We start from the raw sequence: 25075 nt of genomic DNA, 5'->3' as shown, positions 1-25075 counted from the left end.
CTCAGGCCAGCCAGGCGCGCACCCGCTCGGCGAACCAGGCCGGGCGCTGGAGCGGGATGCCGTGCCCGGCCCCTTCGACGATCTCCAGCCCGCTGCCCGGCAGCGCCTCGTGCAGCAGCCGGGCCGACGCCAGCATGACGCGCCGCTCCCGCCCGCCCGCGAGGACCAGCGCCGCCCGGGGGAAGCGCGCCCACCCCGGCGGGACGGTGAAGCGGATGTTCTCGCCCACGGCCGCCAGCAGGGTCTGCTTCGACACGGCCGCGGACGTGCGGACATAGTCGCCGAGCAGCTCGTCCGGCACGAACAGCGCCTTGGCCTGCGCCCTGGCGAACCACTCCCGGCCGGCCAGCCCCGCCGTCGCGCCGAGCAGGCCGAGCGTGAGGCCGGGTGCCGCGCTGGGCCGGGCCTGCGCGCTCACCACCATGACCCGCTCCACCAGCTCCGGCGCCTCGGCGGCCAGCAGGACGGCGAGCTGGGCGCCCAGCGAGAACCCCGCCACGCGGACGCGCCCGCCCTGCTCGCCGAGGACCCGGATCAGCGCCTCGACCGTGCGGCCGTGGGAGTGGTACGGCTCGCCGGCGCTGCGGTCATGGCCTGGCAGGTCCGGGACGATCAGCCGGTGATCGCGCGACAGCCGCTCGCGGACCGGCTCCCACATCCAGCCGGCGACCCCGCCCCCGTGCAGCAGGAGCACCGGCGGCGCGCCGGCCGGACCGTACGTCTCGACATGCATCCGAACAGCTCCCCGTATCACCTGCGGCGGACCGCCAACCTATCGCGCCGGGCCGGGGCGCCTCGGGGGCGGTGCCGGTCACAGGTCGTGGCCGTACTCGTCGACGTCGAGCTCGGCGCGGGTGGCGCGCAGGAAGTCCAGGACGTGCCGGTCCAGATGCCATCCCAGCGGCCGGTCCGGGGTGCCGGCGGCGGGGGCCTCGTCGGTGAAGAAGCGGACCACCTGGAGGGTCGCCGAGTTCCCCGGCTCGCGCCGGTCCAGCTCGCCGGCCAGGTCGCCGATCGCCTCCGCGTACGGATACAGGCGCTCCACCAGGGTCAGGATCATGTCGTCCAGCGGCAGGCTCGACCGGGGCGGGCCGTCGACCCGCCACACGTGCACGGCCGGGTGGGGCGGGTCGGGCAGTTTGCCGCCCATGACCGTGATCCTGTCCGGTTCGAGGGCGAGGCGGGCCGTCATCTCCGCCGCTGGCATGCGTTCACTCTTCAGTGCGAAATACACGTACTGCTCGACCTGCACGGCCCTCCGTTCCCGAACGTGTCCCCGGCCGCCCGGACGTGCCCGGTCCAGGGCGTGATCCGTCGGCCGAGGGTGCCGCCCGACAGCATGTCATGATCGGCCACACGGCTGTCGCGTCGCCGCACCGGCCGGCGGCCCGGACACCGGCAGCGGGCTGACCTGCCGGGGACGGAACTCTCCGGCCCGGACAGGACCCGCGCCGTGACGGATCCGGTGATTAGCAGCAGTACGGCACACGACACGATGGCCCAGCCCCGTCGGCGCACGGCCGTAGAAGGTAGCAGAGCGGTGGAAACGGCTGGCCGCCCCTGTTCCGGTAGGGCCCGCCCTACCGGAACAGACGCGCCCGCATGACTGATCTTGACCCCGGAACGCCCAAAGATGAGGACATTCACCACCTAACGCAGGAGATGTCCTCTGATGCACAAGCACCTCGCCGTCGCTGCCGCCGCTGTCACGCTGCTGGGAGCCGTCGCCGCGCCCGCCGCGGCCGCCACCCCCCTGAGCGTGCAGCAGCAGGCCGACCGGTTGACCCGGCAGGACGGCCTGGCCGGCGCGGTGGTCTCGGTGCGGGAGCGCGACGGCCGGACGGCCACGTGGACCTCCGGCACCGCCGAGCGGGGCACGGGCAGGCCGATGGTCGGCGGCGACGGCCGCTTCCGCGCCGCCAGCGTGACCAAGCCGGTGATCGCGGCGACGGTGATGCGCCTGGTCGCGGCGGGCAAGGTGAGCCTGGACGAGCAGGCGGAGCACTACCTGCCCGGCTCGCTGGGCGGCGCCCGCGTCACCGTGCGCCAGCTGCTCCAGCACACCAGCGGCCTGCCCGAGTACTTCGACCTGGTCGACTGGACCAAGCCGGCTTCCCCCGCCGAGCACCTGGCCCTCGCCCTGACCCGCCCGCTGGGCAAGCCGGGCGCGCAGTGGTCCTACTCCAACACCAACTACCTGGTCATCGGCATGATCATCGAGAAGGTGACCGGCAAGGACTTCCGGCGCGTGTCCGAGCAGGGCGTGCTCAAGGGCCTGCCCGGCACGTACTGGCCCAAGCCGGGCGAACTGGGCATCCGTGGCCGGCACGCCCACACGTACGGGCTCAACCCCGCCGCGCCGGAGGACGGCGAGACGGACACGACGCGGCTTCCCGCCCACGCCTTCGGCGCCGGCGGCGGCCTGGTCTCCACGCCGGACGACCTCAACCGCTTCTGGCAGAGCATCCCCGAGCGCACCCTGCGCACCATGCTCGCCGGGGCCGTCCCCGCCTCCGACCCCCGGGGCAGCCGGTACGGGCTCGGCGTCTACACCTATCCGCTGAGCTGCGGGCGGGTCTGGATGCACGACGGCGGGCTGCCGGGCACGCGCGTGCTCAGCGGGCGCACCCGCGAGGGCCGGGCCGCCACCGTCTACACCACCGGCACCCCGAAGAGCGACCGGCACCTGTTCGCCACCCTCGACGCCGCCCTGTGCTGACTTCGGTGAATCCGGGAGTCCGCGCCCGCCGCGCCCGCCGTGCCCGCCGCGCCCCCGCCGTGCCCCCGCCGTGCCCCCGTGCGGAGCCCTTGCTAAGATCACCTTTCGTACCATACGGGATGGTATGTTGATCACGCTGGGGGTAAGACGGTGACTTCCTCGTCCGCGCTCGTCGTCGGCGGCGGCATCGGCGGTCTGGCGACCGCGATCGGGCTTCGCCGTAACGGCTGGCAGGTGACGCTGCTGGAACGCGCGCCCGCGTTCCGGCCGCTGGGCTCCGGCATCACCCTGGCGCCCAACGCCGTGCGCGCGCTGGACGCGCTCGGACTGGGCGCCGAACTCCGCGCCAGGGGAATGGCGCAGGGCTCGGCCGGGCTGCGCAGGCCGTCAGGGCGCTGGATCATGCGCGGAAGGGTCCAGGACCTGGAGCGCCGCATGGGCGTGCCGGCCTTCGCGCTGCACCGGGCCGACCTCCACGACCTGCTGATCGGCGCACTCCAGGACGCCGACATCCGGCTCGGTCACACGCTCACCGGCCTGCCGGGACCGGGCACGGTGGCCTTCGACGGGCCCGACGGCCCGGGGGAGCTGACCGCCGACCTGATCGTGGGGGCGGACGGCATCCGCAGCAAGCTGCGCCGGATCCTGTTCCCCGCCCATCCGGGCCCCGTCTACGCCGGCTACATCACCTGGCGCGGCATCGTCGCCGCAGATCGCACTCCCCCCGGGATGCCCAGGTCCATCACCGAGAGCTGGGGACGTGGACGGCGCTTCGGCGTGATCCCCCTGGCCGACGGGCGCGTCTACTGGTACGCCACCCAGTCCTGCCCCGAGGGCGCCGGGGCGGGCGACACCCTGGCCCAGCTCGGGGCCCGGTTCGCGAGCTGGCACCGGCCCATCCCCCAGCTCCTCGCCGCCACCTCGCCCGACGCCCTGATCAGGCACGACATCCACTCCCTCGTCACCCCCTTGGAGACCTACGTCTCGGGCCGGGTGGCCCTGCTGGGCGACGCGGCGCACGCGCTGACCCCCGACCTCGGGCAGGGCGCGGCCCAGGCGCTGGAGGACGCGGTCACCCTGACGGCATTCGCGAGCTCCCGCGGCGGCATCGAGGAGGCGCTCGTGCGCTACGACCGGGCGAGGCGGCCCAGGGCGCAGCAGGTGGTGCGGACGTCGGCCCAGGTCGGCCGCATCATCCAGCTCCGCAACCCCGTGGGCGCGGCCGTGCGCGACACGCTCGCCTCCCTGGTCCCGGCCGACACCTACCTGAACGCGACCGCCCGGACCCTCGACTGGCACCCGCCCCGCCCGGCCTGAGCCGGCCGCGGATCGGCAATGGCCGGACTTTCGCCCGGGGCGCCGTTGTTCCGGACCCATGAATTCATTCCGTGAATTATGCCTTTTCTGCCTTCATGCTATTTTGGCATTTCGCGATAAAAGAAAAGGCATCAATTCATGCTGTGGGAGTCGTCGATGGATTCGCTGGTCGTCGAGCGGGTGGAGACCTTCGTCGTGGAATTGCCGGCGATCCGGTCGTTCAGCATCTCGGGCGGGAGCGTCACCAGCCCCGACCGGCCCGCCGTCCGCGTGCTGGTGAAGGTGACCGCCGGTGGGCTCACCGGCTGGGGTGAGGCGACGCCGACGCCCGCGTGGACGTACGAGACCACCGAGTCGATCTCGACGACGATCCACCACTACCTCGCCCCGGCCCTGATCGGCCGGCCCGCCTGGGACTTCGACGGGGCCGGCGCGGCCTTCGAGAGGGTGATCAACCGGGGGCTGACGATCGGCTCCCCGATCGCCAAGTCGGCGCTCGACCTGGCGCTGCACGACCTGATCGGGCGGGCGCTCGGCGTGCCCGTCGGCGTGCTGTGGGGGCAGCGCAGGCTCGACCGGATCAAACTGGGCTGGATCGTCGCGGGTCAGACCGCCGACGAGGTGCGGCGGGCGGTCGAGGAAGGCCGCGAGCACGGCTACGGGGCGTACAAGGTCAAGGTGGGGCTGCACGACGAGGCGACGGACTTCGCCGTCGTGGCGGCGGTCCGGCGGGCCGCGCCGGACGCGCCCGTCTGGGTGGACGCCAACCAGGCCTACACCGTCGACGGCGCGCTGCGGATGGCCCGCAGGCTGGCCGACCTGGACGTGTCGGCGTTCGAGCAGCCGCTGCCCGCCAACGACCTCACCGGCCTGCGGCGCCTGCGCGACCACAGCCCGCTGCCGGTGGCCCTGGACGAGAGCCTGCGGCACCCGTCGGACCTGGCCACGTTCGTGAAGCTTGACGCGGTGGACATCGCCATCGCCAAGGTGCAGCGGTCGGGCGGCCTCACGCTGTCGCGCCGCCTGTGCCAGCTCGCCGAGGACGCCGGGCTCCGCATCATGGGGTCGGGGCTGACCGACACCGACCTCGGGTTCGCCGCGTCGCTGCACCTGTTCGCGGCGTTCGGCGTGGACACGCCGGTGGACCTGAACGGCCGGCAGTTCGTCCGGTCGGCGTACGTCGGGGGGAGCACGGTGGAGGTCGTGGACGGCGCCGCACTGGTGCCGTCCGGTCCGGGGCTCGGGGTCGAGGTGGACGAGCAGGCCGTCCGCTCGCTGGCCACCGCCCACTGGACCGCCTGACCCCTCGAACGGCCGGAAGGACCGGGGCGGTCCTCCCGCCCCGGCCCTTCCGGCCCGCGCGCCGGGTCAGCGGAGCCAGTCGTCCAGGTGGGCGGCCACGAAGTCGTCGTCCACCAGCCACGGGTACGCCGCTCGCACCCGGGCGATCTCCTCCGCCTGCCCCGGCGACAGGGTCTCCTCCGGGTCCAGGCACCACGTCCCGGCCAGCAGCCCCTGCCCGCGCAGCACCTCGTGCACGCCGGCGACGCAGCCGCGGAAGCCGCCCGCCACGTCGAAGACGGCGCCGTTGGCGTCGGTGAGGTCGGCGGCGCGGGCCAGCAGCGAGCGCAGGGCCGCGTCGTCCCCGGCCCGCGCCCGCCGCACCTCCTCGAACATGAGCACGGCCGCCCGGGTCCACACCGCCCACTGGCCGAGCAGCCCGCCGGCGACGCGGTGGCCGGCGAACGAGGTGAGCAGGTCGCCCAGGATGTTGTCGTCGTTGCCCGTGTAGAGGGCGACGTCGCCGCCGCGGCCGGACTCGGCGACCGCCCTGGCCACGTCCACCGTGCGGTAGCGGTCGAACGGCGCCGTCTTGATCGCCACCACGGACTCCTGCCGGCTCAGCCCCCGCCAGAAGGCCGGGCTCAGCCGCTGCCCCCCGACCGCCTCCTGCAGGTAGAAGCCGATGACCGGCAGCACCTCGCCCACCGCTCTGGCCCGCTCCAGCAGCTCCGGCTCGCTCGCGCCGGGCACGGAGGGTGACAGCAGCACCGCGTGGTAGCCGAGCGAGGCGGCCAGCTCCGCCTCGGCGACGGCCTGGGCGGTGCCGCCGCAGGCCCCGGCGACCAGCACGAACGGCCGTCCGGACTCCTTGGCCACCACCTCCGCGGCGAGCTCCAGGACCGGCCGGAGCAGCCCGGCCTCGCGGATGGCGAACTGCGTGGTGTGCACGCCGACGGCCACCCCGCCGGCCCCGGCGGCCAGGTAGTAGCGGGTGAGCGCGCGCTGGCGGCGCTCGTCCAGGGTGCGGGCGGCGGTGAGCGCCAGCGGGTGGGCGGGGATGACGCTCCCCTCCCTGAGCAGGTCGATCGACACGTCAGAACCTCCCGTCGCGTACGGAGAACTTGGTCGGCTTGCCCGCCAGCGGCAGGCCGCGCGTCAGCCAGGCGGCCTGCCAGGCGACGAGGGTGTCCAGGGGGACGTCCGGGTAGCCGAACAGGCCGTGGCAGCGGGAGGCGTCGCTGAGCAGCGCCGTGCCGGACTCCTCCCCGGCGAAGCGGGGCCCGGCGCCGAGGAGTGCGGCCAGCCGGGTGGCGGCGCGCCGCACGGAGGCGGTCTCCGGCCCGGTCAGGTTGAGCACGAACGGCTCCGGGGCGCGCGCGTGCAGCAGCGACCGCAGCGCGACCTCGTTGGCGTAGCCCTGCCAGACGACGTTGACGTGGCCGGTCGTGACGTCCACGGGCCGGCCGTCCCGCACGGCCGAGGCGAGGTCGGCCAGCACGCCGTAACGCAGGTCCACGGCGTAGGACAGCCGCAGGATCGCCACCCGCGCGCCGAGGACGGCGGCGGCGTGCTCGAAGACGCGTTCGCGGCCCAGGCAGCTCATGGCGTACTCGCCGACCGGGCCGGGCTCGTCGTCCTCGGCGCTGCCGCCCCGGGCCACGTCCACGAGCGGGTACACGTTGCCGGTGGAGAACGCGGCGATGGCGGCGTCGCGGTAGCGGCGCCCGACCGCGGCAGGCAGCGCGGCGTTGACCGCCCACGCCCGGTACGGCTCGGCCGAGGTGCCGAACTTGGCCCCGGCCAGGAACACGACGCCGCCGGCGTCGGGCAGCCCGGCCAGGTCGTCGCCGCCCATGAGGTCGTGGCGGACGACGTCCACCCCGTCCTCGCGCAGCGCCCGCGCCGCCGCCTCGTCCGACCAGCGCGAGACCGCGTGCACGCGGGTCCCGGAACGCCCGGCGGCGTCCAGGGCGCGGCGGGCCAGCCGGGCCAGGCTGGGGCCCATCTTGCCGCCGGCGCCGAGGAGGACGAGGTCGCCGTCGAGCCGGGCGGCGTCGGCGACCAGCGCGGCCGACGGGGTGGCCAGCCGCTCCTCGAGCTCCTTCTCAGACCCGAACATGCCGCGCTCCTTCCGCGAGGCCGGAGGCCCCGGCGTGGCCGGGCCGCCGGTAACGCACGCCGAGCTCGTCGAGCAGCGGCAGGTGGGCCGACAGGCGGCGGGTGAAGCCGCCCAGGTCCCGGCCCCGTGACCAGGCGGCCTCGGCGACCGCGCACAGCCGGGGGAAGGCGTTGTAGTCGAACCGCTCGCGCGTGGGCAGGTACTCGCCCCATAGCTGGGCCTGCAGGCCGAGGACGGCGTCACCGGCGTCGAACCCGTAGACGGTCTCCAGCGGCAGCGGCCCGGAGATGCTGACGGGCTCGCCCGGCCCGTCGGACTCGGCGTAGTCGAGGTAGGTGTGCGTGTGCGGGGCGGCGACCACGTCGTGCCCGGCGCGCAGCGCGGCCTCCACCCGGTCCACGCCCCGCCACGCCATGATCACCATGTCCTCGGGCGGGTCGTGGTCGAGCATGTCGTCCCAGGCGACCGCACGACGGCCGAGCCCGCGCAGGTGACCGGCCAGCAGGCGGCCCCACCAGCCGAGCAGGGCGGCGGGACCGGGCAGCCCCTCGTCCGCCACGCGCCGCGCGGCCTCGGGGCTGCGCGCCCACTCCTCGCCGCGGACCTCGTCCCCGCCGATGTGCACGTACGGGGACGGGAACACCTCGCACAGCTCGTCGAGCACGTCGCGGGCGAACGCGACGGCGCGGTCGCCGACGTTCAGCACGTGCGGCGAGATGCCCCAGGTGGTGCGCACCTCGACGGGCTCGTCACCGGGGTGGCCGAGCCACGGGCAGGCGGCAACGGCGGCCTGGGAGTGGCCGGGGAACTCGATCTCGGGGACCACGGTGACGCCGCGCGCCGCCGCGTACGCGGCCAGTTCCCGCAGCTCGCGCTGGGTGTAGAAGCCGCCGTGCGGGGTGTCGTCGGACACGCCGTCGCGGGCGTGCCCGGCCGGGGACCGCCTCCGGTACGCGCCGGCCTCGGTGAGGCGGGGATGGGCGCGGACCTCGAAGCGCCAGCCCTGGTCGTCGGTGAGGTGCAGGTGCAGGACGTTGAACTTGTGCAACGCCAGCAGATCCACGTACGCGTACAGGAAGGACAGGGGCCGCCACCAGCGGGCGACGTCGATCATGACGCCGCGCCAGGCGTGCCGGGGGACGTCCCGCACGGCGCCGCACGGCAGGCCGGCGGGGGTGCGGAGCTGGCGCATGGTCTGCACGCCCCACCGCAGCCCGGCCTCGGCGGCGGCGGCCACGTCGGCGCGCTCGGGGGTGACGGTGAGGACGTAGCCCTCCGGACCCAGGGCGGCGTCGTCCACGAGCCGCAGCGTGATCTCGGCCGGGCCGTCGCCGTCCGGGGGCAGGCCGAGCAGGTCGCGGGCGAGCCCCGCCTGCGGCCCGCGCACCCGCGCGCCGGCGCCGAGCGGGAACAGCCCTGCGCCGGGCCGCCACGAGGTGACCTGGGGGATCATCGGCCGAGCACCTCCCGGAAGGCGGTCAGGGCCGCGCCGACGGGCGGCGCGTCGGGGTACCAGACGCGCTCCCACTCCAGGGCCAGGTAGCCGGCGTAGCCGATGCGGTCCAGCTCGGCCAGCACGGCGGGCACGCCGACGGCGCCGTGGCCGGGCAGCACCGGCGCCAGGTCGGCGGGCGAGGCGGCGTCCTTGATCTGCACGTGCCGCAGGTGCGGCGCGAGCAGGTCGGCGGTGCGCGCGGGCGGCTCGCCGGCCCGCCACGGGTTCACGACGTCCCACAGGGCGCCGACGCGCTCCGAGCCGACCCCGGACAGCACCGCCGCCACGGCCTGGCCGGTGAGGAACACGTCGTGGGTCTCCAGCAGGACGTCCACGCCGTTACCGGGCAGCCGGGCGGCGACCTCGGCCAGCCGCTCGGTGGCGGCCGGGGCGGGGTCGGCCTGGCCTTCGACGCCGCCGAAGACGCGGACGTAGCGGGCGCCGAGCGCCTCGGCGATCTCGACGTGGCGCAGCACCTCGGCGACGGGGTCGCCGTCGGGGCGGGCCACACGGGTGTAGGAGCAGACGGCGACGATCTCGACGCCGGCCTCGGCGAAGGCGCGCTCGACCGCGCGCAGCTCGGCGGCCGTGCTGTCAGGCGCGATGAGGTCGCCGTCGGCGCACCGCAGCTCGACGCCGGCGCAGCCGTGTTCGGCGGCGATCCGGACGACCTCGTCGACAGGGGCTCCGGGGGTGCCGAGCGTGCTGAAGGCGAGCGGGTTCACGGGTGTCCTTTCACGGTGACGGTGGAGCCGAGACGGGCCGACTCGTAGACGGCCAGGGCGACGTCCAGGACGGACAGCGCGTACTCGGGGGTGACCTGGGGCGGGGTGCGCCCGGCGCAGGCGCGGGCGAAGTCGTCGAGCTGGGCGGCGAAGGCCGCGGCCATCTCGCCGGGCTCGGGGGCGGCCACCTGGGTGGCGGCGCCGGCGCGGAAGGACCACACGCCGTCGCCGCGGCTGATCCGCACCGCCCCCTCGCCGCAGACGATCTCGGTCTCGTCGGTGAACGGCAGGCCGGTGCCGGTGACGTTGATCGTCGAGCGGGTGCCGTCCGCGTGCCGGGCCAGCGCGACCGCCTCGGTCTCCACGGCCTTGCCGCCGGGCACGGCCACGTGCGCGGTCACCTCGGTGATCGGGGAGCCGACGAGCATCTGGAGCTTGTCGATGCTGTGGGTGCCGACGTTGAGCACGATCCCCCCGCCCGCCATGCCGGCGTCGAGGAACCAGCGCGGCCGGGCCGGGTCGGCGTAGTCGGCGGTGCGCCGCTCGGAGGCCACCACGACGCCGCCCAGCTCGCCGGAGGACAGGTAGGCCGCCGCGGCGCGCAGCGTCGGCACGAAGCGCAGCACGTGGCCGGCGGCGAGCACGACGCCGGCGGCGCGGCACGCCTCGATCATGGCGAGGGCGTCCTCGCGCGTGGTGGCGATGGGCTTCTCCACGAGCACGTGCAACCCGGCCGCGGCGGCGTCGAGCGTGATGGGGGCGTGCAGGGCGTGCGGGACCGTGACGACGACCGCGTCGAGGCCGCCCGCGTCGAGCATCGCCCGATGGTCGGTGTGGACGCGGGCGCCGGCCTCGGCGGCCAGCTTCTCCGCCGCCTCGGCGCGCACGTCGCACACCGCGACGACGTTCACCCGCCCGGCGCTCCGGCGGGCGGCCGCCAGGTGGAACTCGGCGATGGTGCCCGCGCCGATGACGCCCAGGCGCAGCCCGGATGTAATGGTCACGATGTCCTTTCTGAGGTGGACGGGGCTGAGAGGGGCTCAGCCCTTGAGTCCCGCGGACATGGTTCCGCGGACGAAGTAGCGCTGGGCCAGCACGAACACCACGAGCATCGGCAGGAGGCTCATCATGGCCGCGGCCGTGACGAGCTGGTCGTTGCCCACCCACTGCCCCTTGAGGCTCAGCACGCCGACGGGCAGCGTGTAGTTCTCCGGCGAGGTGAGGTAGATGACCGGCTCCAGCACGGCCTTCCACGAGGTGGTGAACGTGAAGACGGCCAGCGTGGCCAGGGCGGGCTTGGCCAGCGGGAGGTGCACCCGCCAGAACACCTGCCACGGGTTGGCGCCGTCCAGGCCGGCGGCCTCCTCGAAGTCCCTGGGGATGGCCAGGAACGTCTGCCGCATCAGGAAGATCCCGATGGGCGTGGCGAGCCAGTACGGCACGATGAGCGGCAGCAGCGTGTCCAGCCAGCCCAGCGACCGGAACAGCAGGAAGTTCGGCACGATCGTGATGACGGTGGGCAGCATCATCGTGCCGAGCGCCATCGTGAGCAGGGCCTGCTTGCCCGGCAGGCGCATCCTGGCCAGGGCGTGGCCGACGGTCGCGCTGGTGACGACGTTGCCGATCACCGCCAGCACGGCGATCACGAGGCTGTTGGCCAGGTAGATCCCGAACGGGGCGCGTTCCCACACCTCGGCGTAGTTGCTCCACTGGACGGGGTCGGGGACCCACACCGGCGGCACCTGGATGTACTGGGCGAAGCTCTTGAGCGAGTTGCCCAGCGCCGCCAGGAACGGCACCAGCATGACCGCCGCCCCCGACAGGACCAGCAGGTACGACAGCGTCTTACGCATAGTGCACCCACCTGCGCTGGAGCCGGAACTGCACCAGGGTGAGCACGAGCACCAGCACGAACAGCACCCACGCCACGGCCGAGGCGTAGCCCATCTGGAAGAACTGGAAGCCCTGCCGGTACAGGTAGAGGACGGTCAGCTCGCTGGCGCCGTGCGGGCCGCCGTCGGTCATCACGTACACCTGCTCGAACGACTGCAGCGTCTCGATGGAGGTGAGCACCAGCACCAGGAACGTCGTGCCGGAGATCCCGGGCAGCGTGATGTAGCGGAAGCGGTTCCACGCCGAGGCGCCGTCGATCTTGGCCGCCTCGTACCGCTCCTCGGGGATGGCCTGCAGCCCGGCCAGGAACAGCACCATCATGTAGCCGACGCCCTTCCACACCGCGACGGCGGCCAGGGTGGGGATGACCAGGGCCGGGTCCTGCAGCCAGTTCTCGGCCGGCAGCCCGACCAGGGCGAGCACCTGGTTGGCGATGCCGGTCTGCGGGTTGAACACCGAGTCGGCGACGTAGGCGACCACCACCCACGAGGAGACCACCGGCACGAAGTAGGCGGCCCGGAACAGCGCCATGCCGCGCAGCCGCTGGTTGAGCGCCATCGCCAGCAGCAGCGCCAGCGCCGTCTGGGTGGGCACGAACAGCACCGCGAAGTAGGCGGTGTTGCCGAGCGTGCGCCAGAACACCTCGTCGCCGAGCAGCCGGGAGAAGTTGCCGAACCCGACGAACGTGGGCGGGGACATCAGGTCGTAGTCGGTCATGCTGAAGAACAGCGAGGCCAGCACCGGCCAGGCGGTCAGCGCCACCAGGTGGAGCAGGTAGGGGGAGGCGAAGGCCAGGGCCCAGGCGCGTTCCCTGGCCCTGCGCGTGCGCGCCGTCGCGGGAGGCCCGGCGGCGACCGGCCGCGCCTTGCGGGTGAGGACCGTCACTGCGTCTGCCCCGCGTAGAAGCGGTCGATGACCTGCTGGGCCTCCTTCTGCCCGGTCGCCAGCGCCTCGGCCACCGGGGTGGCGCCCGACAGCGCCTCGTTGACGCGCTTGGCCAGGGCCTCGGTGTACTCCGACCAGACGGCGTTGGTGCCGAGCGTGTCGGAGGCGTCCAGCGCCTCCAGGAACACCGGGCCCCGGTCGGCGGGCAGCGCCGTGGCGGCGGCCTTCTTGTTGATCGGGATGGCCTCGCCGAGCTCGGCCCAGCGGCTCTGCGGCTTCTCGCCGGAGAAGTACGTGATCCACTTCCAGGCGGCGTCGGCCTGCTCGGGCGTGGCGGCCTTGCTGACCACCCACGAGTTGACGATGGCGACGTTCCCCCGGCCGCCGGGCCCCTTGGGCAGCGGGGCGACGCCGAAGTCGACCTTCGCGCTCATGGCGGGCAGGGTCCGGGCGTAGATGCCGTACGACATGGCCACGCGGCCGGTGGCGAACAGCGTGTGCACGGCGCCCTTGCCGAAGGACTCGGTGGTGACGTAGTCGGGGGCGAACCCGTCCTTGCCCATCGCGGCCAGCATCCAGTCGAGCGCGGCCCTGGACTCGGGGGTGTCGATGGCGACCTTGCGGTTGCCGTCGGTGACGACGTCGCCGCCGAACGCCTTGACGATGGGCCACCAGCTCTCGGTGAAGCCGGGGGAGTAGGCGCGGAAGCCGTAGGTGTCGGGCCTGCCGTCGCCGTTGGTGTCCTTGGTGAGCTTCCTGGCGGCGGCGGCCAGGTCGTCGTAGGTCCAGTCGGCGGTCGGCTCGGCCACGCCGGCCTCGGCGAACAGCTTCTTGTTGTAGAACAGCACGGGCGTCTGGGCGCCCTGGGGGAAGCCGTGGACGCGGCCCTTCCCGTCGCGGTTCAGCTCCAGGCCGGAGTAGGCGGCGGCGTCGACGGTCCTGACGCGGTCGGTGAGGTCGGCCAGCGCGCCGCGGGCGGCGAACTCCTGCACGAGCACGCCGTCCGACAGCCACACCTGCGGCGCCTGGCCGCCGGCGATCTGCGTGCGCAGCCGCTCGAAGAACTTGACGTACGGTGCGACCTCCAGCTGCACCTTGATCGACGGGTTGGCGGCGGTGAACTCCTTGACCAGTTCCCGCATGAGCGTGTCGGCGGGGTCTCCGGCGCCGGCGTAGAAGCCAAGGCGCAGGGTGACGGCGCCCGGCTCCCCGGCCGGGCCGCCTCCGCACGACGCCGTCCCGGCCAGGGCGAGCACGGCCAGCGTGCCGGCGGCGAGCATGCGAACTTTCATGGGTCCTCCACGGGCGAAGGGGGGATCAGGGGGGTGAAGGGGACGAGCGCGTGCCTGGGACCGCGCGCGCCTCTCGGGGGGCGTGCGCGGTTGCCGGACCGTGCGCGTTCTGGGGGTGTGCGTTCTGGGGGTGTGCGTTCTGGGGGTGTGCGTTCTGGGGGTGTGCGTTCTAGGTGGGGACGCGTACTTCCACGAGGCTGCCGGAGGCGGCGCCGCAGGAGGCGCGCACGGCCAGGCGGGGCTGGAGCACCACGCGGCAGACCGGGGCGGCCGGGCCGAGCTCGATGCGGCGCAGCAGCAGCTCGGTCGCCATGCGGCCGACCTCGGCCTTGGGCGGCGACACGGCCGTCAGCGGCACCTCAGACAGGTCGGCGACCTCGTCGTCGTAGGCGACCACGGCGATGTCGTCGGGGACGGTGAGCCCGACCCGGCGCAGGTAGGGCAGCAGGGCGGTGGCCTCGCGGTCGCCCAGGCACACGACGGCGCGCACCTTCTCGGCGACCAGGGCGTTGGCGTAGGCGAGCAGGTCGGGGCCGGTCCAGACGGCCTGCCGGGCCGTGGCCGCCGGGATCTCCGGCAGGCCGAGGTCGGCGACGGCGCTGCGGAATCCGGCGAACACCTGCTCGGAGGTCGCGGTGCCGACGCGGCCGAGGTAGCCGATCCGGCTGCGGCCGAGCCCGCTCAGGTGCTGCACGGCCGCGTAGCCGCCGCCGGGCACGTCGGTGCAGACGTAGGAGGTCGGGTCGGCCGGCCTGGGGTCGGCCGGCCGGCGCTCGACCAGCACGTACGGCACCGGCAGCGTGCGCAGCCTGGCCAGGTGCGCGGCGGGGTCGGCGGCCAGGTGCAGGTTGGGCACCAGCAGCAGGCCGGCGACGCCGACGTCCACGAGCTGCTGGAGCTGGGCCGACTCGGTGGCGGGGTCGTAGTTGGAGCACGCGAGCACGAGCCGGACGCCGGCCGCGGTGGCGGCCCGCTCGATGCCCTCGACGATCCGGGGGAAGTAGTAGGTGGTGGACGGGACGAGCGCACCGATGAGCCGCGGCCCGGCGCCCGGGGTGGCCGTGACGGAGTTCGCCACGAACGTGCCCGACCCCTGCCGCCGGCGGACGAGCCCCTCCTCGACCAGGAGGTCCACGGCGCGGCGCACGGTGTTGACGCCGACCGCGTAGGTCCGGGCGAGCTCGGCCTCCGTCGGGAGTCTCGCGCCGACCGGCCAGCGGCCCTGGGCGATCTCCTGCCGCAGGCGGGCGGCGAGGGTGCGGAAGCGCCGACCCCTGGGGAGGGAATTCATTCCATCGGATGGCTCCATGACCGGATTCTTCGCCATATTCCGTCCATAAGTCAATCCTGAATTCATGCTTTATCCATTCGATAAATAGCATGAATTCATTCCTTTATTGCGGGCGCGCGTGCAGGGGTCACCAGGACGCGGTGACGTCCCGGTCGCGGTCATAGGCGCCGGCCCAGTAGCGGTCCGGGGCCGTCAGACGGTGCACGGCGAAGCCGGTCTCGCCCGTCGCCTGCTTCAGCGTCTCCGACGTGGCCGTGGCCCATCCGCCGGCGTCGGCGGTCACCGTCACGTACCGGCCGGCGGAGAAGGTGAACCGGCCCCGCACGGTGGCGGCCACCGGCTCCCCGGTCTCCTGGTCCACCACGCGCAGCCGCACCCGCGCCACGCCGTTCTCCAGCGTGACCGCCATCGACTCCACCACCGCCGGGCGCAGGCCGGTGCCGCCCGTCGTCACCGTCACCGGGGCGGAGGCGGGGCCGCGGTTCCCGGCCACGTCCACCGGGACGACCCGGTAGTGGTAGGCGGTGCCCGGCAGCAGCCCCGTGTCGGTGTGCGTCAGGCCGCGCGCCCGCCCGGCGAGCGTGTCCGCCCCCGGCGTGAAGCCCGCCCGCGCCGACCGGTGCACCTCGTAGAAGGCCACCTCCGTGTCGTCGCCGGCCCGGCCGTAGGCCAGGTCGACCGTGGCGTGCTCGAACGCCGTGGCCGTCGGCGGGGAGGCCACGCCGGTCGGCGGGCCCGCGTCGGCCGGCGGGTCCGGCCACCGGGCCGACGGCCCCCAGACCGTGGGCAGCTCGCGGTAGGAGTCGTAGTGGTGCAGCGCCACCCCGGCGAAGGCCGGGCTCGCCGAGAACGCCGTGTAGACCTTGGCCAGCTCGGCCTCCAGGGCGTCCCTGCCCTCCTCGCGGAAGGTGATGCTGGAAGGGTCGCCGCTGGTGGCGATGTCGAGCGTCTCGACCCCGACCACGACCGACAGCGGCTTGCCGATGCGCTCGGCGTAGGCCAGCTCGCCGGCGGCCTGCGCGATGATGCCCGCGCTCCCGTCGGCCGTGTCGCGGTAGTCCATGATCGCGATGTAGTCGGACAGGTCCTGCACGTGCTCCGACAGCGGCCGGGTGACGCCGCCGTACGGGACGGCCGTGCAGCACGCCGACACGTCCAGCCAGCGGGGCACCGCCGGCCCGAACAGCAGCGGCTGGCCGGAGGCGTCCCGTCGGGCGATCATCGCCCGCAGCGTGTCCAGCCACTGGATCTGCGGCTCCGGCTTGGCGCTGGCGAACCACGGCAGGATGTACGGCTCGATGTCCACGTTGATCCCGTCGAAGCGCTGCTCGGGCGCGGAGGACAGGTTGTAGTTCAGCACCCGCTCCATCTCCCGCACCGCGCGGTCGCGGTAGCGGGGCAGCGCCCCCAGGTACGGCGGCCGGGTGCCGCCGGCGACGGTGGCGTGCACCCGCATGCCGCGGCGGTGCGCCCAGGCCACGAAGTCGCGCAGCCGGGGCCGGGCGTCCTCGATCACGTCGCGCCCGGCGTGGACGTCCACGCCCAGGTAGATCGTCGAGCCAGGGTCGAGGACGGTCTCCAGCAGGCGGCGCGAGCCCGGGTTGAGCACCAGGTTGTAGGAGGCCTTCTCCCAGATCCACATCGCCCGGTCCTGCCGGTGCGGCACCGGCCGTTCCTTCTCGGCCGTGCCCAGCAGCACGTACCTGGTCGCGGACCGGGACACGTGGCCGCGCGCGTCCACCGCCTCGGCCTCCAGGCTCGCCGCCACGTCACCGTGGTGGGAGGGGGTCAGCAGCGCCGTGTAGCGCCCGGCCGCGCCGGTGGCGCGCGTCCACGGCCCGCCGTTGACCCGCACCCGCACCGTGCGCACGTCGTGGTCCCGCACGTCCACGCGGATCGGGGTGGGTTTGGAGAGCCGGGCGCCGTCGGCGGGCGCGGTGATCGCCACCTCGGGCGCGCGGGCCGCCGGGTCGTCCAGCCGCAGCGTCGTCGGCCGCGACCACACGCCGTAGCGGGTGCGGGCGTCGCTCGCCCTGGCGTAGACCTCGACGTCCCCGTGCAGGTCGCGGGTGTCCAGGTCGTAGGACCAGGTGCCGGTGTCGTCGGCGTCGGGGTCGCTGACGCGGGCCCGTTCGATCCGCTCGCCGCCGACGACGAGGGTCACGTCGTACGCGCCGGTGAATCGCCCGGCCAGGCGGACGACGCCGGGAGCCGTCTCGGCGGAGTCGATCACCACCGAGGGGGGTTCGACGGCGCCGGCGGCGGGCGGCGGCAGGGCCGCGACCCCGGTCAGGGCGAGCAGCAGCCCGCCGGAGATCCGCGAGAACCGTAAAGGCATGGGAGGCCACCTCCATAGGAATGAATCACGGTCGGAGGAAGGAATGTCCGGGCAGAGCGCCCAGGAATGGCGCAACAATAACGGGAGGTTTCCGGAATAAAAATGGCGTGAATTCCCTCCTGCACGGCAGGCGACATAAGAGCGGCCGCCGACAGAAATGTTTCAATCGCCTGACATGCGGCTTGTATGCTGCTGCGGACCCATCCCCCGAAAAGTTTCGAGGTGCCGGCTTGCCGGACGAGCCCCGCTGGGTGACCACCTGGGCCTCGGCCCCCCAGCTCACCGAACCGGGCGACCTGCCGCCCGCCCCCTACACGCGCGACGGCCTCGCCCTCGCGGGCAGCACGCTGCGGCAGACCGTGCGCGTCTCCGCCGGTGGGCCGAGGATCCGGCTGCGGCTGTCCAACGCGTTCGGCGGCGCCCCGCTGCGGCTCACCCGCGTCCTGCTGGCGCTGCCCCGCGACGGCCGGTCGGGGGAGCGCGCCGTCCGGCCGGGCACGTCCCGGCCGGTGACCTTCCACGGCCGGACCCCGGCCGTCGTGCCGCCCGGCGCGCACGTCGTCTCCGACCCGCTCGACCTGGACGTGCCGCCGCGCGCCGCGCTCACCGTCACCCTCCACCTCGCCGGCGGGCACCCGGCGGCGGGCCTCACCTCCCACCCCGGCTCCCGCACCACCTCCCACCTCGCTCCCGGCGACCAGGCAGGCGCCGCCGACCTGGCCGGCGCCACGCCCGTCGACCACTGGTACCTGCTCAGCGGCGTCGAGACGTGGTCCACGGCCTCCGCGCTCGCCCTGCTCGGCGACTCGCTCACCGACGGCCGGGGCTCCACCACCAACGGCGACGACCGCTGGCCCGACCGGCTCCTCGACCGGCTGCCGCCGGGCGCGGCCGCCGCCGTCGTCAACCAGGCGGCGGGCGGCAACCGGGTGCTCGCCGACGGCCTCGGCCCCGCCGCGCTGTCCCGCCTCGACCGCGACGTGCTCGCGCAGAGCGGCGTCGACCGGTTGCTCGTCTTCGAAGGCGTCAACGACCTCGGCACCGCCCCGCCCGCCCCGGACGCGCAGAAGGACGTCACCGGCGAGCTGATCGCCGCCTACCACCAGATCGTCGTGCGCGCCCAGGCGCGCGGCATGCTCGTGTACGGCGCCACGCTCACGCCGTTCGGCGGCCACGTCCCGTACGACGATCCGGACGGCCACCGCGAGGCCGCCCGGCAGGAGGTCAACGCCTGGATACGCGGCGGCGGCGCGTTCGACGCGGTGGTGGACTTCGACCGGGCGGCCCGCGACCCGGCGGACCCCCGGAGGCTGCGCCCGGCCTACGACGAGGGCGATCACCTGCACCTCAACCCGGCCGGCTACCGGGCGCTCGCCGCCGCCTTCCCGCTGGATCTGCTCACGGCGGCGCGGTGACGGGCCACGTCTCTTTTGGTGATTTTTCAGTCGTAAACACGTGATGACGCGCAGTCACGGATCACCCGCGTCCAGTCGGCCAGCGCGGGATCGCCCGCCGTGGCCTCGCACAGCCGCTGCCACAGACCGGCCCTGGTCCAGCGGGTGAACCAGCGATGCGCCGTGGGCACGGTGACGCCGAACGCCGCCGGCAGGTGCTGCCACGCGCAGCCGCTCGTGACCACGTACACGACCGCCGTCATGACCGTGCGCGCGTCGGCGGCGGCCCGGCCGCCGCCCTGGCGGCGGGGCGGCGGCTCCGGCACCAGCGGACGGACCGCCTCCCACAGCTCATCAGGGACCAGACGCCGGGCGAGTGCCTCCATGACGCAGATCCTCCTCCATGATCCGCGCGCACGCGCGCTGAGCTGCCAAATGAGACGTGAGCCGAGGTGCGCGACGGCGATCGGCGCGGCTAGCCTCGGCGCTCGATCGGCGGCCCCCGGCCGTCCGCCGAGGGGACTCTCGGCGCCATCGACGAACGGAGCACAGCTATGACGATCCTCGTGACCGGCGCGACGGGCACGGTCGGGCGCATCGTGGTCGACCGCCTGCTGCGGGCCGGGCAGCGCGTCCGGGCCCTGACGCGCAACCCGGCGGGCGCCGCGCTGCCCGACGGCGTGGAGCTGGTGGCCGGGGACCTCGCCGGCGCGGCGGCGGCGCTCGACGGCGTGGACCGGGTCTACTACCTGGCCGGCATGCTCGCCCCCGAGACCGCGGCCGAGCAGGCCCGCGCCTTCGCCCGGCGGGCGGCCGAGGCCGGGGTGACCCGCGTGGTGACGATGACCGGCGTGGCGGTCACGGTCCGGCGGCCCGGCAGCTACGAGATGCTGCTCGAGGTGGAGGAGGCCGTCGAGGCGTCCGGCCTGGAATGGACGCACGTGCGGCCGGGCGAGTTCGCCGCCAACAAGCTGGACCTGTGGGCGCCGTCGATCCGGGCCGAGGGCGTGGTGCGCAGCGCCTTCCCCGACGCGCTGGGCGTGCCGATCCACGAGGCCGACATCGCCGAGGTCGCCGTCGCCGCCCTGCTGGAGGACGGGCACGCCGGTCGCGCGTACTCGCTGAGCGGCCCGCAGGCGCTCAGCCATCGCGAGCAGGCCGCCGCCATCGGCGACGGGCTCGGCCGGACCCTGCGCTTCGAGCCGCTCACGTACGGGCAGGCGCGCGCCGCCTGCATCACCGCGGGCATCCCGGCCGAGATCGCCGAGTACCTGCTCGGCTACCAGGCCGAGTACGCCGAGGAGCCGCCCGCGGTGCTGCCCGACGTTGAGCGGGTGCTCGGCCGGCCGGCGCGCACGCTCGCCGAGTGGGCCGCCGACCACCGGGCCGACTTCACCCCGGCCGCGTAGCGCCGGTCAGCGGGCCGCCTGCTGCGCCACGGGAGGACGGGCGCGCTGCGGGCGGGGGAGGAGCTGGACGAGCCCGGCGACGGCCAGCGCCACGGCGATCACGTAGATCAGCCCGTGCTGGAACGCCTGGCTCACCCCGCCCGCCAGGCCGCCGTAGAAGACGATTCCGACGATCCCGACGCCGAGCGCGGCCCCGACCTGCTGGACCGTCGTCAGCACCCCGGCCGCGGACCCGGCGTGGCGGGGCGCGACCCCGGCCAGCACCGTGCCCATGATCGGCGCGAGCCCCAGCCCCATGCCGAACCCGTCCACGGCCAGGATCGGCACCAGCCACCCGAGCGGCACCTGCGCCGCCACGGCGGCGAACAGCACGGTGAGGGCGACCGCCCTGGTCAGCCCGCCCACCGCGATCGCCTGACGGCCGAGCCGCGCGACGAACCTGGGCGCGAGCCGCGAGGCCGCCAGATAGCCGAGCCCGATCGGCGTGAAGACCAGCCCGGCCTCCAGCGCGTCCAGCCCGGCCGCGCCCTGCACGTACAGGGCGAAGATCAGGAAGTACGCGGCCATGCCCATGGTGAAGGCGAGCTGGGTCAGCAGGCCGGCGGTGAACGCCCGCTCGCGGAACAGGGCCAGGTCGATCAGCGGCGAGGCGTGCCGGCGCCGGCCGTAGGAGGTGAAGAGCGCGAGCGCGACGAACGGCGACAGCCACGTCCACAGCGGCCAGCCCTGTTCGCGGCCCTCGATCAGCGGCAGCAGGGTCGCCACCAGCGCGCCGGTGACCAGGGCGGCCCCGCCCAGGTCGAGCCGCGCGGCCGTGCCGGCGCGGCTCTCGGGCACCACGGCGCGGGTCAGCGCGAGCGCCGCCACGCCGATCGGCACGTTGATCAGGAAGCAGGCCCGCCAGCCGAGCCCGAACAGGTCGGCCTGGATCAGCACGCCGCCGATGAGCTGCCCGAACACCGCGGCCAGCCCCATGGTCAGCGCGTAGGCGTTGAGGGCCCTGGCCTGGGCGGCGCCGCTGTAGGCGGTGCGCAGGATGGCGAGCACCTGCGGGGTGAGCGCCGCAGCGGCCAGCCCCTGGGCGACGCGGGCGGCGATGAGCGTGCCGGCGTCGGGGGCCAGGCCGCACGCCAGCGAGGCGAGCGTGAACAGGGCCAGCCCGATGGCGAACACGCGGCGGCGGCCGAACAGGTCGCCGAGCCGTCCGCCGAGGATCAGGCCGGACCCGTAGGCCAGGCCGTAGCCGGCGACGATCCACTCGACCTCGGCGGCTCCGGCGTGCAGGTCACGCTGGATGGCGGGGATGGCGACGTTGACGATGAAGAAGTCGAGGATCGTGACGAACACACCGGTCAGCACGGTGGGAAGGGTGCCCGCGCGGGGCATGGCAGCTCCAATAGATAGAACGATCGGTATACGTCGCCATTAGATAGAATGGTTGGTCTAAGTGTCAATCCGCCGTTCTTCGATCGGATGCGTGTGATGAGCAGACCGGGCCCGCGCGAGCGGCTTCTCGAAGCCGCCAGCGACCTCACCTACGAGCACGGCGTCCACGTGGGCGTGGACGCGATCCTCAAGCGGGCCGACGTCGCCCGCCGCTCGCTCTACCAGCACTTCGGCGGCAAGGACGGGCTGATCGCCGAGACGCTCGCGACCGCCGGGCTCGACGCCCGCTACCGGCAGGTGATGGACGGCGCCGGCGACGACCCCCGGGACCGGGTGCTGGCCGTCTTCGACGCGCTGGACGAGATCACCACGCGGCCGACGTTCCGCGGCTGCCGCTACACGGCGGCCGACCTGGCCCTCACCGACCGGGACCACCCCGCCCACGCCGAGGTCCGCGCGTACAAGGAGAGGCTGCGGGGGCTGTTCGAGGACGAGCTGCGCCGCCACGGGCACCCCGAGCCCGGCTTCGGCGCCGACCAGATCCTCGTGCTGATCGACGGGGTGCTCGCGCACGCCGTCACCCGCCCCGGCGCCCACCCCGCCCGCGCCGCCCGGGCGATGGCCGAGGCGGTGCTCGACCGGCGCGGCTAACCGGCCAGCGTCTCGCGGAGCAGCTCGGCGAACGCGGCGGGGTGGGTGCTGAGCCCGGTGTGCCCGCCGGGGAAGTGCACGAGCTCGGTGCCGAACCGCACGGCCAGGCAGGCGGCGGGGCGGTAGGGCAGCTCGCCGCGCGATTCGTCGCCGGCCGCGAGCACCAGCCGGCCGGCCAGGGCCGCCAGCCGGTCCACGTCGGGGGCGTAGGCCATGAAGGCGGGCACGATCCGGCCGAGGAAGTAGGGCAGGTTGGCCATCGTCCGCTCCGCCCGGGCCGCCGCGCCGGGCGGCAGCTCGGCCGGGGCGGCGGGCCCGGCGGGTTCGGCGCCGCCCGGCCGCCGCAGGGCCGCCGCGAACTCGGCGACCGCCGGCATCAGGCCCTCGCGGTGGAAGGTGTCCTGCACGCGGGCGAGCATCGCGCGGTGCTCGGCGGCGTCGGGCAGCACCTCCACCACGGGCGGCTCGTGCGCCACCACGCGCTCGACCCGGTCCGGGTGGGTGGCGAGCAGGTGCAGCGCGACGATCGCCCCCGAGCTGCACCCGGCCACGCGGGCGGGCGCACCGGGCGACAGCAGCTCGATCAGCCGGTACGCGTCGTCGGCGTGCGAGGCGACATGCTGCTCGGCGCCGGGGTCGTCGAGCGGGCTGCGCGACATGCCGCGCGCGTCGTACGAGGCCACCGTCCAGTCGGCGGCCAGCACGTCGGCGACGCCGTCGTAGGAGGCGGCGTCGCCCGCGCCGCCGGGGATCAGCAGCAGGAGCGGGCCCTGCCCGCGCACCTCGTAGTGCAGGGTCGCGCCTGCCACGCGCAGGCGGCCGGTGGCGGGGACGGTCATGACGGATCTCCTTCACGTGCGGGCCAGCGCTCCAGGAGCGCGTGCAGGGCGTCGAGGCAGCGGGCCCAGGAGTCCGCAGCGGGCCGCGCGTGCGCGAACCCGCCGGCCGCCTCCAGGCTGACGAAGCCGTGCAGCGTGCTGCGCACCAGCCGGACCGCGTCGGTCAGGTCGGGCTCGGCCAGCGCGTAGGCGCGCAGCATGCTGTAGGTGAGCTCGATCGCGCGCCGCGGCCCGGGGGCCCGGGCGGCCAGCTCGGGATCGATCCGCGCCGGGACCTGCGTCGCGGTGTAGCGGCCCGGGTGGTCGTGGGCGTAGGACCGCCACGCGTCCGCGAACGCCACCAGCGCGTCCTTCCCGGCCCGCCCGGCGGTCGCCTCGGCGATGCGGATCGTCTTCTCGTCCGCCGCCAGCAGCGCGATCCGGCCGCGCAGGTCCTCAAGTCCGCGTACGTGCACGTACAGGCTCGCGTCCTTGACGCTGAGCCGCCGCGCCACCGCCGACATGGTCACGTGCTCCAGCCCGACCTCGTCCGCCAGCTCGGCGCCCGCGGCCGTCACCCGGTCCGCCGTCAGCCCTGCCCGCGCCATCCGCACTCCTAGAGTCGCTAAACAAAACCTAATGGTCCTAGGCTATTCCTTGCTGTTCCAGGATGGCAAACTGGTTCGATGACGTACGAACAGGACGCGGCGACCGCTCACGCCTGGGCCGCGCTCGGCGGGCCGCCCGAACTGGCGGCGACGGTCGCGTACGAGGGGGCGGGCGACGTCCTGGCCGCGCGGCTGCCGGTGCGGGAGCTGGCCCGGGCGAGCGTGGGCGTGTGCTCGCTGGCGGCGGCCGAGCTGCTGGCGCGGCGCAACGCGACGCCGCTGCCCCCGGTGCGGGTCCGGGAGGCGGCGGTGGCCACGGCCTTCGTCAGCGAGCGGCACCTGCGCGTCGGCGGCAAGTCCCCGCGGGCGTTCGCGCCGCTGTCGCGCTTCTGGCGCGCGGCCGACGGCTGGGTCCGCACCCACGCCAACTACCCGCACCACCGCGCCCGGCTGCTCGGCGCCCTCGGCGTGGCCGACACGGGGGACGACCCGGACCTGGCCGAGACCCTGGCCGCCGAGCTGGCCGCCCGCCCCGCCCGGTGGATCCAGGAGACCGTCTACGCGGCCGGCGGCCTGGCCGTCGCCGTCGCCCCGCCCGGCGGCGCCGCCCACCCGCTCGTCGAGACCGCCCCCTCGGACGTGAGCTGCCGGGCCCCGCTGCCCCCGGCGCCGCTGCCCGCCGCCGGGGTGCGCGTCCTGGACCTGACCCGGGTCATCGCCGGCCCCGTCGCCACGCGCACCCTGGCCCTGCTGGGCGCCGACGTGCTGCGCGTCGACCCGCCGAACCTGCCGGAGAGCGCCGACAGCCACGCCGACACCGGGATGGGCAAGCGCTCGGCGCTGCTGGACCTGACCGCCGCCGACGGCCGGGCCGCCTTCGCCGAGCTCGTCGCCACTGCCGACGTCGTCGTGCACGGCTACCGCCCCGGCACGCTGGAGGCGCTCGGCCTCGGCGACGTGCTCGCGCGGCGTCCCGGCCTGATCGTCGCCCGGCTGTGCGCCTGGGGCTGGTCGGGGCCGTGGGCCGCGCGGCGCGGCTTCGACAGCCTGGTGCAGGCGGCGAGCGGCATCGCCGTGATCGAGGCGGGACCCGACGGCAGCCCCGGCGCGCTTCCCGCCCAGGCGCTGGACCACGGCACTGGCTACCTGCTGGCCGCCGCCGTCCTGCGCGCGCTGACCGACCGGCAGCGCACCGGGCTCGGGCGCTCGGTCCGGCTCTCCCTCGCGGGCACCGCGTCCTGGCTGATGAACGACCTGCGTCCCGTCCCGGCCGAGGGCGACGGCTACGACGCGGGCCCGTGGCTGGCCGAGACCGGCTCCCCGTACGGGCGGCTCCGCCACGCGCTGCCGCCGGTCCACTACGAGGGCGCGCCCCGCACCTGGCGCACCCCGCCGTCCCTGTGGGGCGGCGACGCACCCGCCTGGACGCCCGCCTAGCCGCGCCGCATCCC

23 protein-coding genes are annotated in these 25075 nt (G+C 74.8%); 7 read left to right on the top strand and 16 right to left on the bottom strand.

The window, feature by feature from the left end; all coding sequences use genetic code 11:
• Position 1 precedes the first annotated feature (1 nt).
• Entirely contained in the window at positions 2-733 is a 732-nt protein-coding gene (locus KME80_RS20200; RefSeq protein WP_219507363.1) for an alpha/beta fold hydrolase, read from the bottom strand.
• A 78-nt stretch (positions 734-811) separates the two neighbouring features.
• Positions 812-1234: a DUF4279 domain-containing protein gene (locus tag KME80_RS20195; RefSeq protein WP_504739716.1), complete on the bottom strand. Its 423-nt coding sequence runs from the start codon at positions 1232-1234 to the stop codon at positions 812-814.
• A 438-nt stretch (positions 1235-1672) separates the two neighbouring features.
• Here KME80_RS20195 and KME80_RS20190 point away from each other — a divergent pair, with 438 nt between their 5' ends.
• The 3 genes from KME80_RS20190 to KME80_RS20180 all read left to right on the top strand — a co-directional run bounded on the left by KME80_RS20190 (position 1673) and on the right by KME80_RS20180 (position 5338).
• Entirely contained in the window at positions 1673-2719 is a 1047-nt protein-coding gene (locus KME80_RS20190) for a serine hydrolase domain-containing protein (protein WP_219507361.1), read from the top strand.
• Positions 2720-2869: 150 nt separating this feature from the next.
• The gene (locus KME80_RS20185) at positions 2870-4036 is read left to right on the top strand and encodes an FAD-dependent monooxygenase (protein WP_219507360.1); all 1167 of its coding nucleotides are present in this window, start codon (positions 2870-2872) and stop codon (positions 4034-4036) included.
• Between the two features lie 156 nt (positions 4037-4192).
• On the top strand, positions 4193-5338 hold the full coding sequence (locus tag KME80_RS20180; protein WP_219507358.1) for a mandelate racemase/muconate lactonizing enzyme family protein: 1146 nt from the start codon (positions 4193-4195) through the stop codon (positions 5336-5338).
• A 66-nt stretch (positions 5339-5404) separates the two neighbouring features.
• Here the strand turns inward: KME80_RS20180 and KME80_RS20175 are convergent, their stop codons facing one another.
• The 10 genes from KME80_RS20175 to KME80_RS20130 all read right to left on the bottom strand — a co-directional run bounded on the left by KME80_RS20175 (position 5405) and on the right by KME80_RS20130 (position 17358).
• A complete protein-coding gene (locus tag KME80_RS20175; RefSeq protein ID WP_219507356.1) occupies positions 5405-6412 on the bottom strand; it encodes a dihydrodipicolinate synthase family protein in 1008 nt (335 codons plus the stop codon).
• 1 nt (position 6413) lies between these two features.
• On the bottom strand, positions 6414-7439 hold the full coding sequence (locus tag KME80_RS20170; RefSeq protein ID WP_219507354.1) for an NAD-dependent epimerase/dehydratase family protein: 1026 nt from the start codon (positions 7437-7439) through the stop codon (positions 6414-6416).
• Complete coding sequence (locus KME80_RS20165; RefSeq protein ID WP_219507353.1) at positions 7426-8892, bottom strand: beta-N-acetylhexosaminidase; 1467 nt, start codon at positions 8890-8892, stop codon at positions 7426-7428. The genes KME80_RS20170 and KME80_RS20165 overlap by 14 nt, the downstream gene beginning before the upstream one ends.
• Positions 8889-9659 carry a sugar phosphate isomerase/epimerase family protein gene (locus KME80_RS20160; protein WP_219507352.1) on the bottom strand — a complete coding sequence of 257 codons (771 nt, stop codon included), beginning with the start codon at positions 9657-9659 and terminating at the stop codon, positions 8889-8891. Before KME80_RS20160 ends, KME80_RS20165 begins: the two co-directional genes overlap by 4 nt.
• Positions 9656-10663, bottom strand: coding sequence for a Gfo/Idh/MocA family protein (locus KME80_RS20155; protein ID WP_219507351.1), 1008 nt, complete (start codon positions 10661-10663; stop codon positions 9656-9658). Before KME80_RS20155 ends, KME80_RS20160 begins: the two co-directional genes overlap by 4 nt.
• 36 nt (positions 10664-10699) lie before the next feature.
• Positions 10700-11512: a carbohydrate ABC transporter permease gene (locus tag KME80_RS20150; protein WP_219507350.1), complete on the bottom strand. Its 813-nt coding sequence runs from the start codon at positions 11510-11512 to the stop codon at positions 10700-10702.
• Positions 11505-12437 (bottom strand): carbohydrate ABC transporter permease, encoded by a 933-nt coding sequence (locus tag KME80_RS50440; protein WP_219507349.1) that lies wholly within the window; start codon positions 12435-12437, stop codon positions 11505-11507. The genes KME80_RS20150 and KME80_RS50440 overlap by 8 nt, the downstream gene beginning before the upstream one ends.
• Positions 12434-13729 carry an ABC transporter substrate-binding protein gene (locus tag KME80_RS20140; RefSeq protein ID WP_219507348.1) on the bottom strand — a complete coding sequence of 432 codons (1296 nt, stop codon included), beginning with the start codon at positions 13727-13729 and terminating at the stop codon, positions 12434-12436. The genes KME80_RS50440 and KME80_RS20140 overlap by 4 nt, the downstream gene beginning before the upstream one ends.
• 169 nt (positions 13730-13898) lie before the next feature.
• Complete coding sequence (locus KME80_RS20135; protein ID WP_219507346.1) at positions 13899-15020, bottom strand: GntR family transcriptional regulator; 1122 nt, start codon at positions 15018-15020, stop codon at positions 13899-13901.
• Between the two features lie 127 nt (positions 15021-15147).
• Positions 15148-17358 carry an Ig-like domain-containing protein gene (locus KME80_RS20130; RefSeq protein WP_219507345.1) on the bottom strand — a complete coding sequence of 737 codons (2211 nt, stop codon included), beginning with the start codon at positions 17356-17358 and terminating at the stop codon, positions 15148-15150.
• Positions 17359-17588: 230 nt separating this feature from the next.
• Here KME80_RS20130 and KME80_RS20125 point away from each other — a divergent pair, with 230 nt between their 5' ends.
• On the top strand, positions 17589-18773 hold the full coding sequence (locus tag KME80_RS20125; RefSeq protein ID WP_246645263.1) for an SGNH/GDSL hydrolase family protein: 1185 nt from the start codon (positions 17589-17591) through the stop codon (positions 18771-18773).
• Positions 18774-18799: 26 nt separating this feature from the next.
• Here the strand turns inward: KME80_RS20125 and KME80_RS20120 are convergent, their stop codons facing one another.
• Complete coding sequence (locus KME80_RS20120) at positions 18800-19138, bottom strand: transposase (RefSeq protein ID WP_219507341.1); 339 nt, start codon at positions 19136-19138, stop codon at positions 18800-18802.
• Positions 19139-19306: 168 nt separating this feature from the next.
• Between KME80_RS20120 and KME80_RS20115 the strand changes: the two genes are divergently transcribed.
• Positions 19307-20161, top strand: coding sequence for an NmrA family NAD(P)-binding protein (locus KME80_RS20115; RefSeq protein WP_219507340.1), 855 nt, complete (start codon positions 19307-19309; stop codon positions 20159-20161).
• 6 nt (positions 20162-20167) lie between these two features.
• Here KME80_RS20115 and KME80_RS20110 read toward each other — a convergent pair whose 3' ends face one another.
• The gene (locus KME80_RS20110) at positions 20168-21520 is read right to left on the bottom strand and encodes an MFS transporter (RefSeq protein WP_219507339.1); all 1353 of its coding nucleotides are present in this window, start codon (positions 21518-21520) and stop codon (positions 20168-20170) included.
• A gap of 123 nt (positions 21521-21643) precedes the next feature.
• On the opposite strand from KME80_RS20110, the gene KME80_RS20105 reads away from it, so the two are divergent.
• A complete protein-coding gene (locus KME80_RS20105; RefSeq protein WP_246645262.1) occupies positions 21644-22198 on the top strand; it encodes a TetR/AcrR family transcriptional regulator in 555 nt (184 codons plus the stop codon).
• Here KME80_RS20105 and KME80_RS20100 read toward each other — a convergent pair.
• Positions 22195-23037 (bottom strand): alpha/beta fold hydrolase, encoded by an 843-nt coding sequence (locus KME80_RS20100; protein WP_219507335.1) that lies wholly within the window; start codon positions 23035-23037, stop codon positions 22195-22197. The two genes, KME80_RS20105 and KME80_RS20100, sit on opposite strands and share 4 nt — an antisense overlap.
• The gene (locus KME80_RS20095) at positions 23034-23624 is read right to left on the bottom strand and encodes a TetR/AcrR family transcriptional regulator (RefSeq protein ID WP_219507334.1); all 591 of its coding nucleotides are present in this window, start codon (positions 23622-23624) and stop codon (positions 23034-23036) included. The genes KME80_RS20100 and KME80_RS20095 overlap by 4 nt, the downstream gene beginning before the upstream one ends.
• Positions 23625-23702: 78 nt before the next feature.
• Between KME80_RS20095 and KME80_RS20090 the strand changes: the two genes are divergently transcribed.
• Entirely contained in the window at positions 23703-25061 is a 1359-nt protein-coding gene (locus KME80_RS20090; RefSeq protein ID WP_219507333.1) for a CoA transferase, read from the top strand.
• Positions 25062-25075 lie beyond the last annotated feature (14 nt).

Origin of the sequence: Nonomuraea ceibae, from assembly GCF_019396325.1 — a bacterium.
In the GTDB taxonomy this organism is placed as follows: domain Bacteria; phylum Actinomycetota; class Actinomycetes; order Streptosporangiales; family Streptosporangiaceae; genus Nonomuraea; species Nonomuraea ceibae.
Note: the sequence above shows the minus strand (reverse complement) of the source record. Positions and strands in the feature narration are given on the sequence as shown.

What these genes read in the sequence shown, in the direction of transcription:
- KME80_RS20200 (WP_219507363.1), bottom strand. Translation starts at nt 733, where the DNA reads ATGCATGTCGAGACGTACGGTCCGGCCGGCGCGCCGCCGGTGCTCCTG.
- KME80_RS20190 (WP_219507361.1), top strand. Translation starts at nt 1,673, where the DNA reads ATGCACAAGCACCTCGCCGTCGCTGCCGCCGCTGTCACGCTGCTGGGA.
- KME80_RS20180 (WP_219507358.1), top strand. Translation starts at nt 4,193, where the DNA reads ATGGATTCGCTGGTCGTCGAGCGGGTGGAGACCTTCGTCGTGGAATTG.
- KME80_RS20170 (WP_219507354.1), bottom strand. Translation starts at nt 7,439, where the DNA reads ATGTTCGGGTCTGAGAAGGAGCTCGAGGAGCGGCTGGCCACCCCGTCG.
- KME80_RS20165 (WP_219507353.1), bottom strand. Translation starts at nt 8,892, where the DNA reads ATGATCCCCCAGGTCACCTCGTGGCGGCCCGGCGCAGGGCTGTTCCCG.
- KME80_RS20150 (WP_219507350.1), bottom strand. Translation starts at nt 11,512, where the DNA reads ATGCGTAAGACGCTGTCGTACCTGCTGGTCCTGTCGGGGGCGGCGGTC.
- KME80_RS20140 (WP_219507348.1), bottom strand. Translation starts at nt 13,729, where the DNA reads ATGAAAGTTCGCATGCTCGCCGCCGGCACGCTGGCCGTGCTCGCCCTG.
- KME80_RS20135 (WP_219507346.1), bottom strand. Translation starts at nt 15,020, where the DNA reads ATGAATTCCCTCCCCAGGGGTCGGCGCTTCCGCACCCTCGCCGCCCGC.
- KME80_RS20130 (WP_219507345.1), bottom strand. Translation starts at nt 17,358, where the DNA reads ATGCCTTTACGGTTCTCGCGGATCTCCGGCGGGCTGCTGCTCGCCCTG.
- KME80_RS20120 (WP_219507341.1), bottom strand. Translation starts at nt 19,138, where the DNA reads ATGGAGGCACTCGCCCGGCGTCTGGTCCCTGATGAGCTGTGGGAGGCG.
- KME80_RS20115 (WP_219507340.1), top strand. Translation starts at nt 19,307, where the DNA reads ATGACGATCCTCGTGACCGGCGCGACGGGCACGGTCGGGCGCATCGTG.
- KME80_RS20105 (WP_246645262.1), top strand. Translation starts at nt 21,644, where the DNA reads ATGAGCAGACCGGGCCCGCGCGAGCGGCTTCTCGAAGCCGCCAGCGAC.
- KME80_RS20100 (WP_219507335.1), bottom strand. Translation starts at nt 23,037, where the DNA reads ATGACCGTCCCCGCCACCGGCCGCCTGCGCGTGGCAGGCGCGACCCTG.
- KME80_RS20095 (WP_219507334.1), bottom strand. Translation starts at nt 23,624, where the DNA reads ATGGCGCGGGCAGGGCTGACGGCGGACCGGGTGACGGCCGCGGGCGCC.
- KME80_RS20090 (WP_219507333.1), top strand. Translation starts at nt 23,703, where the DNA reads ATGACGTACGAACAGGACGCGGCGACCGCTCACGCCTGGGCCGCGCTC.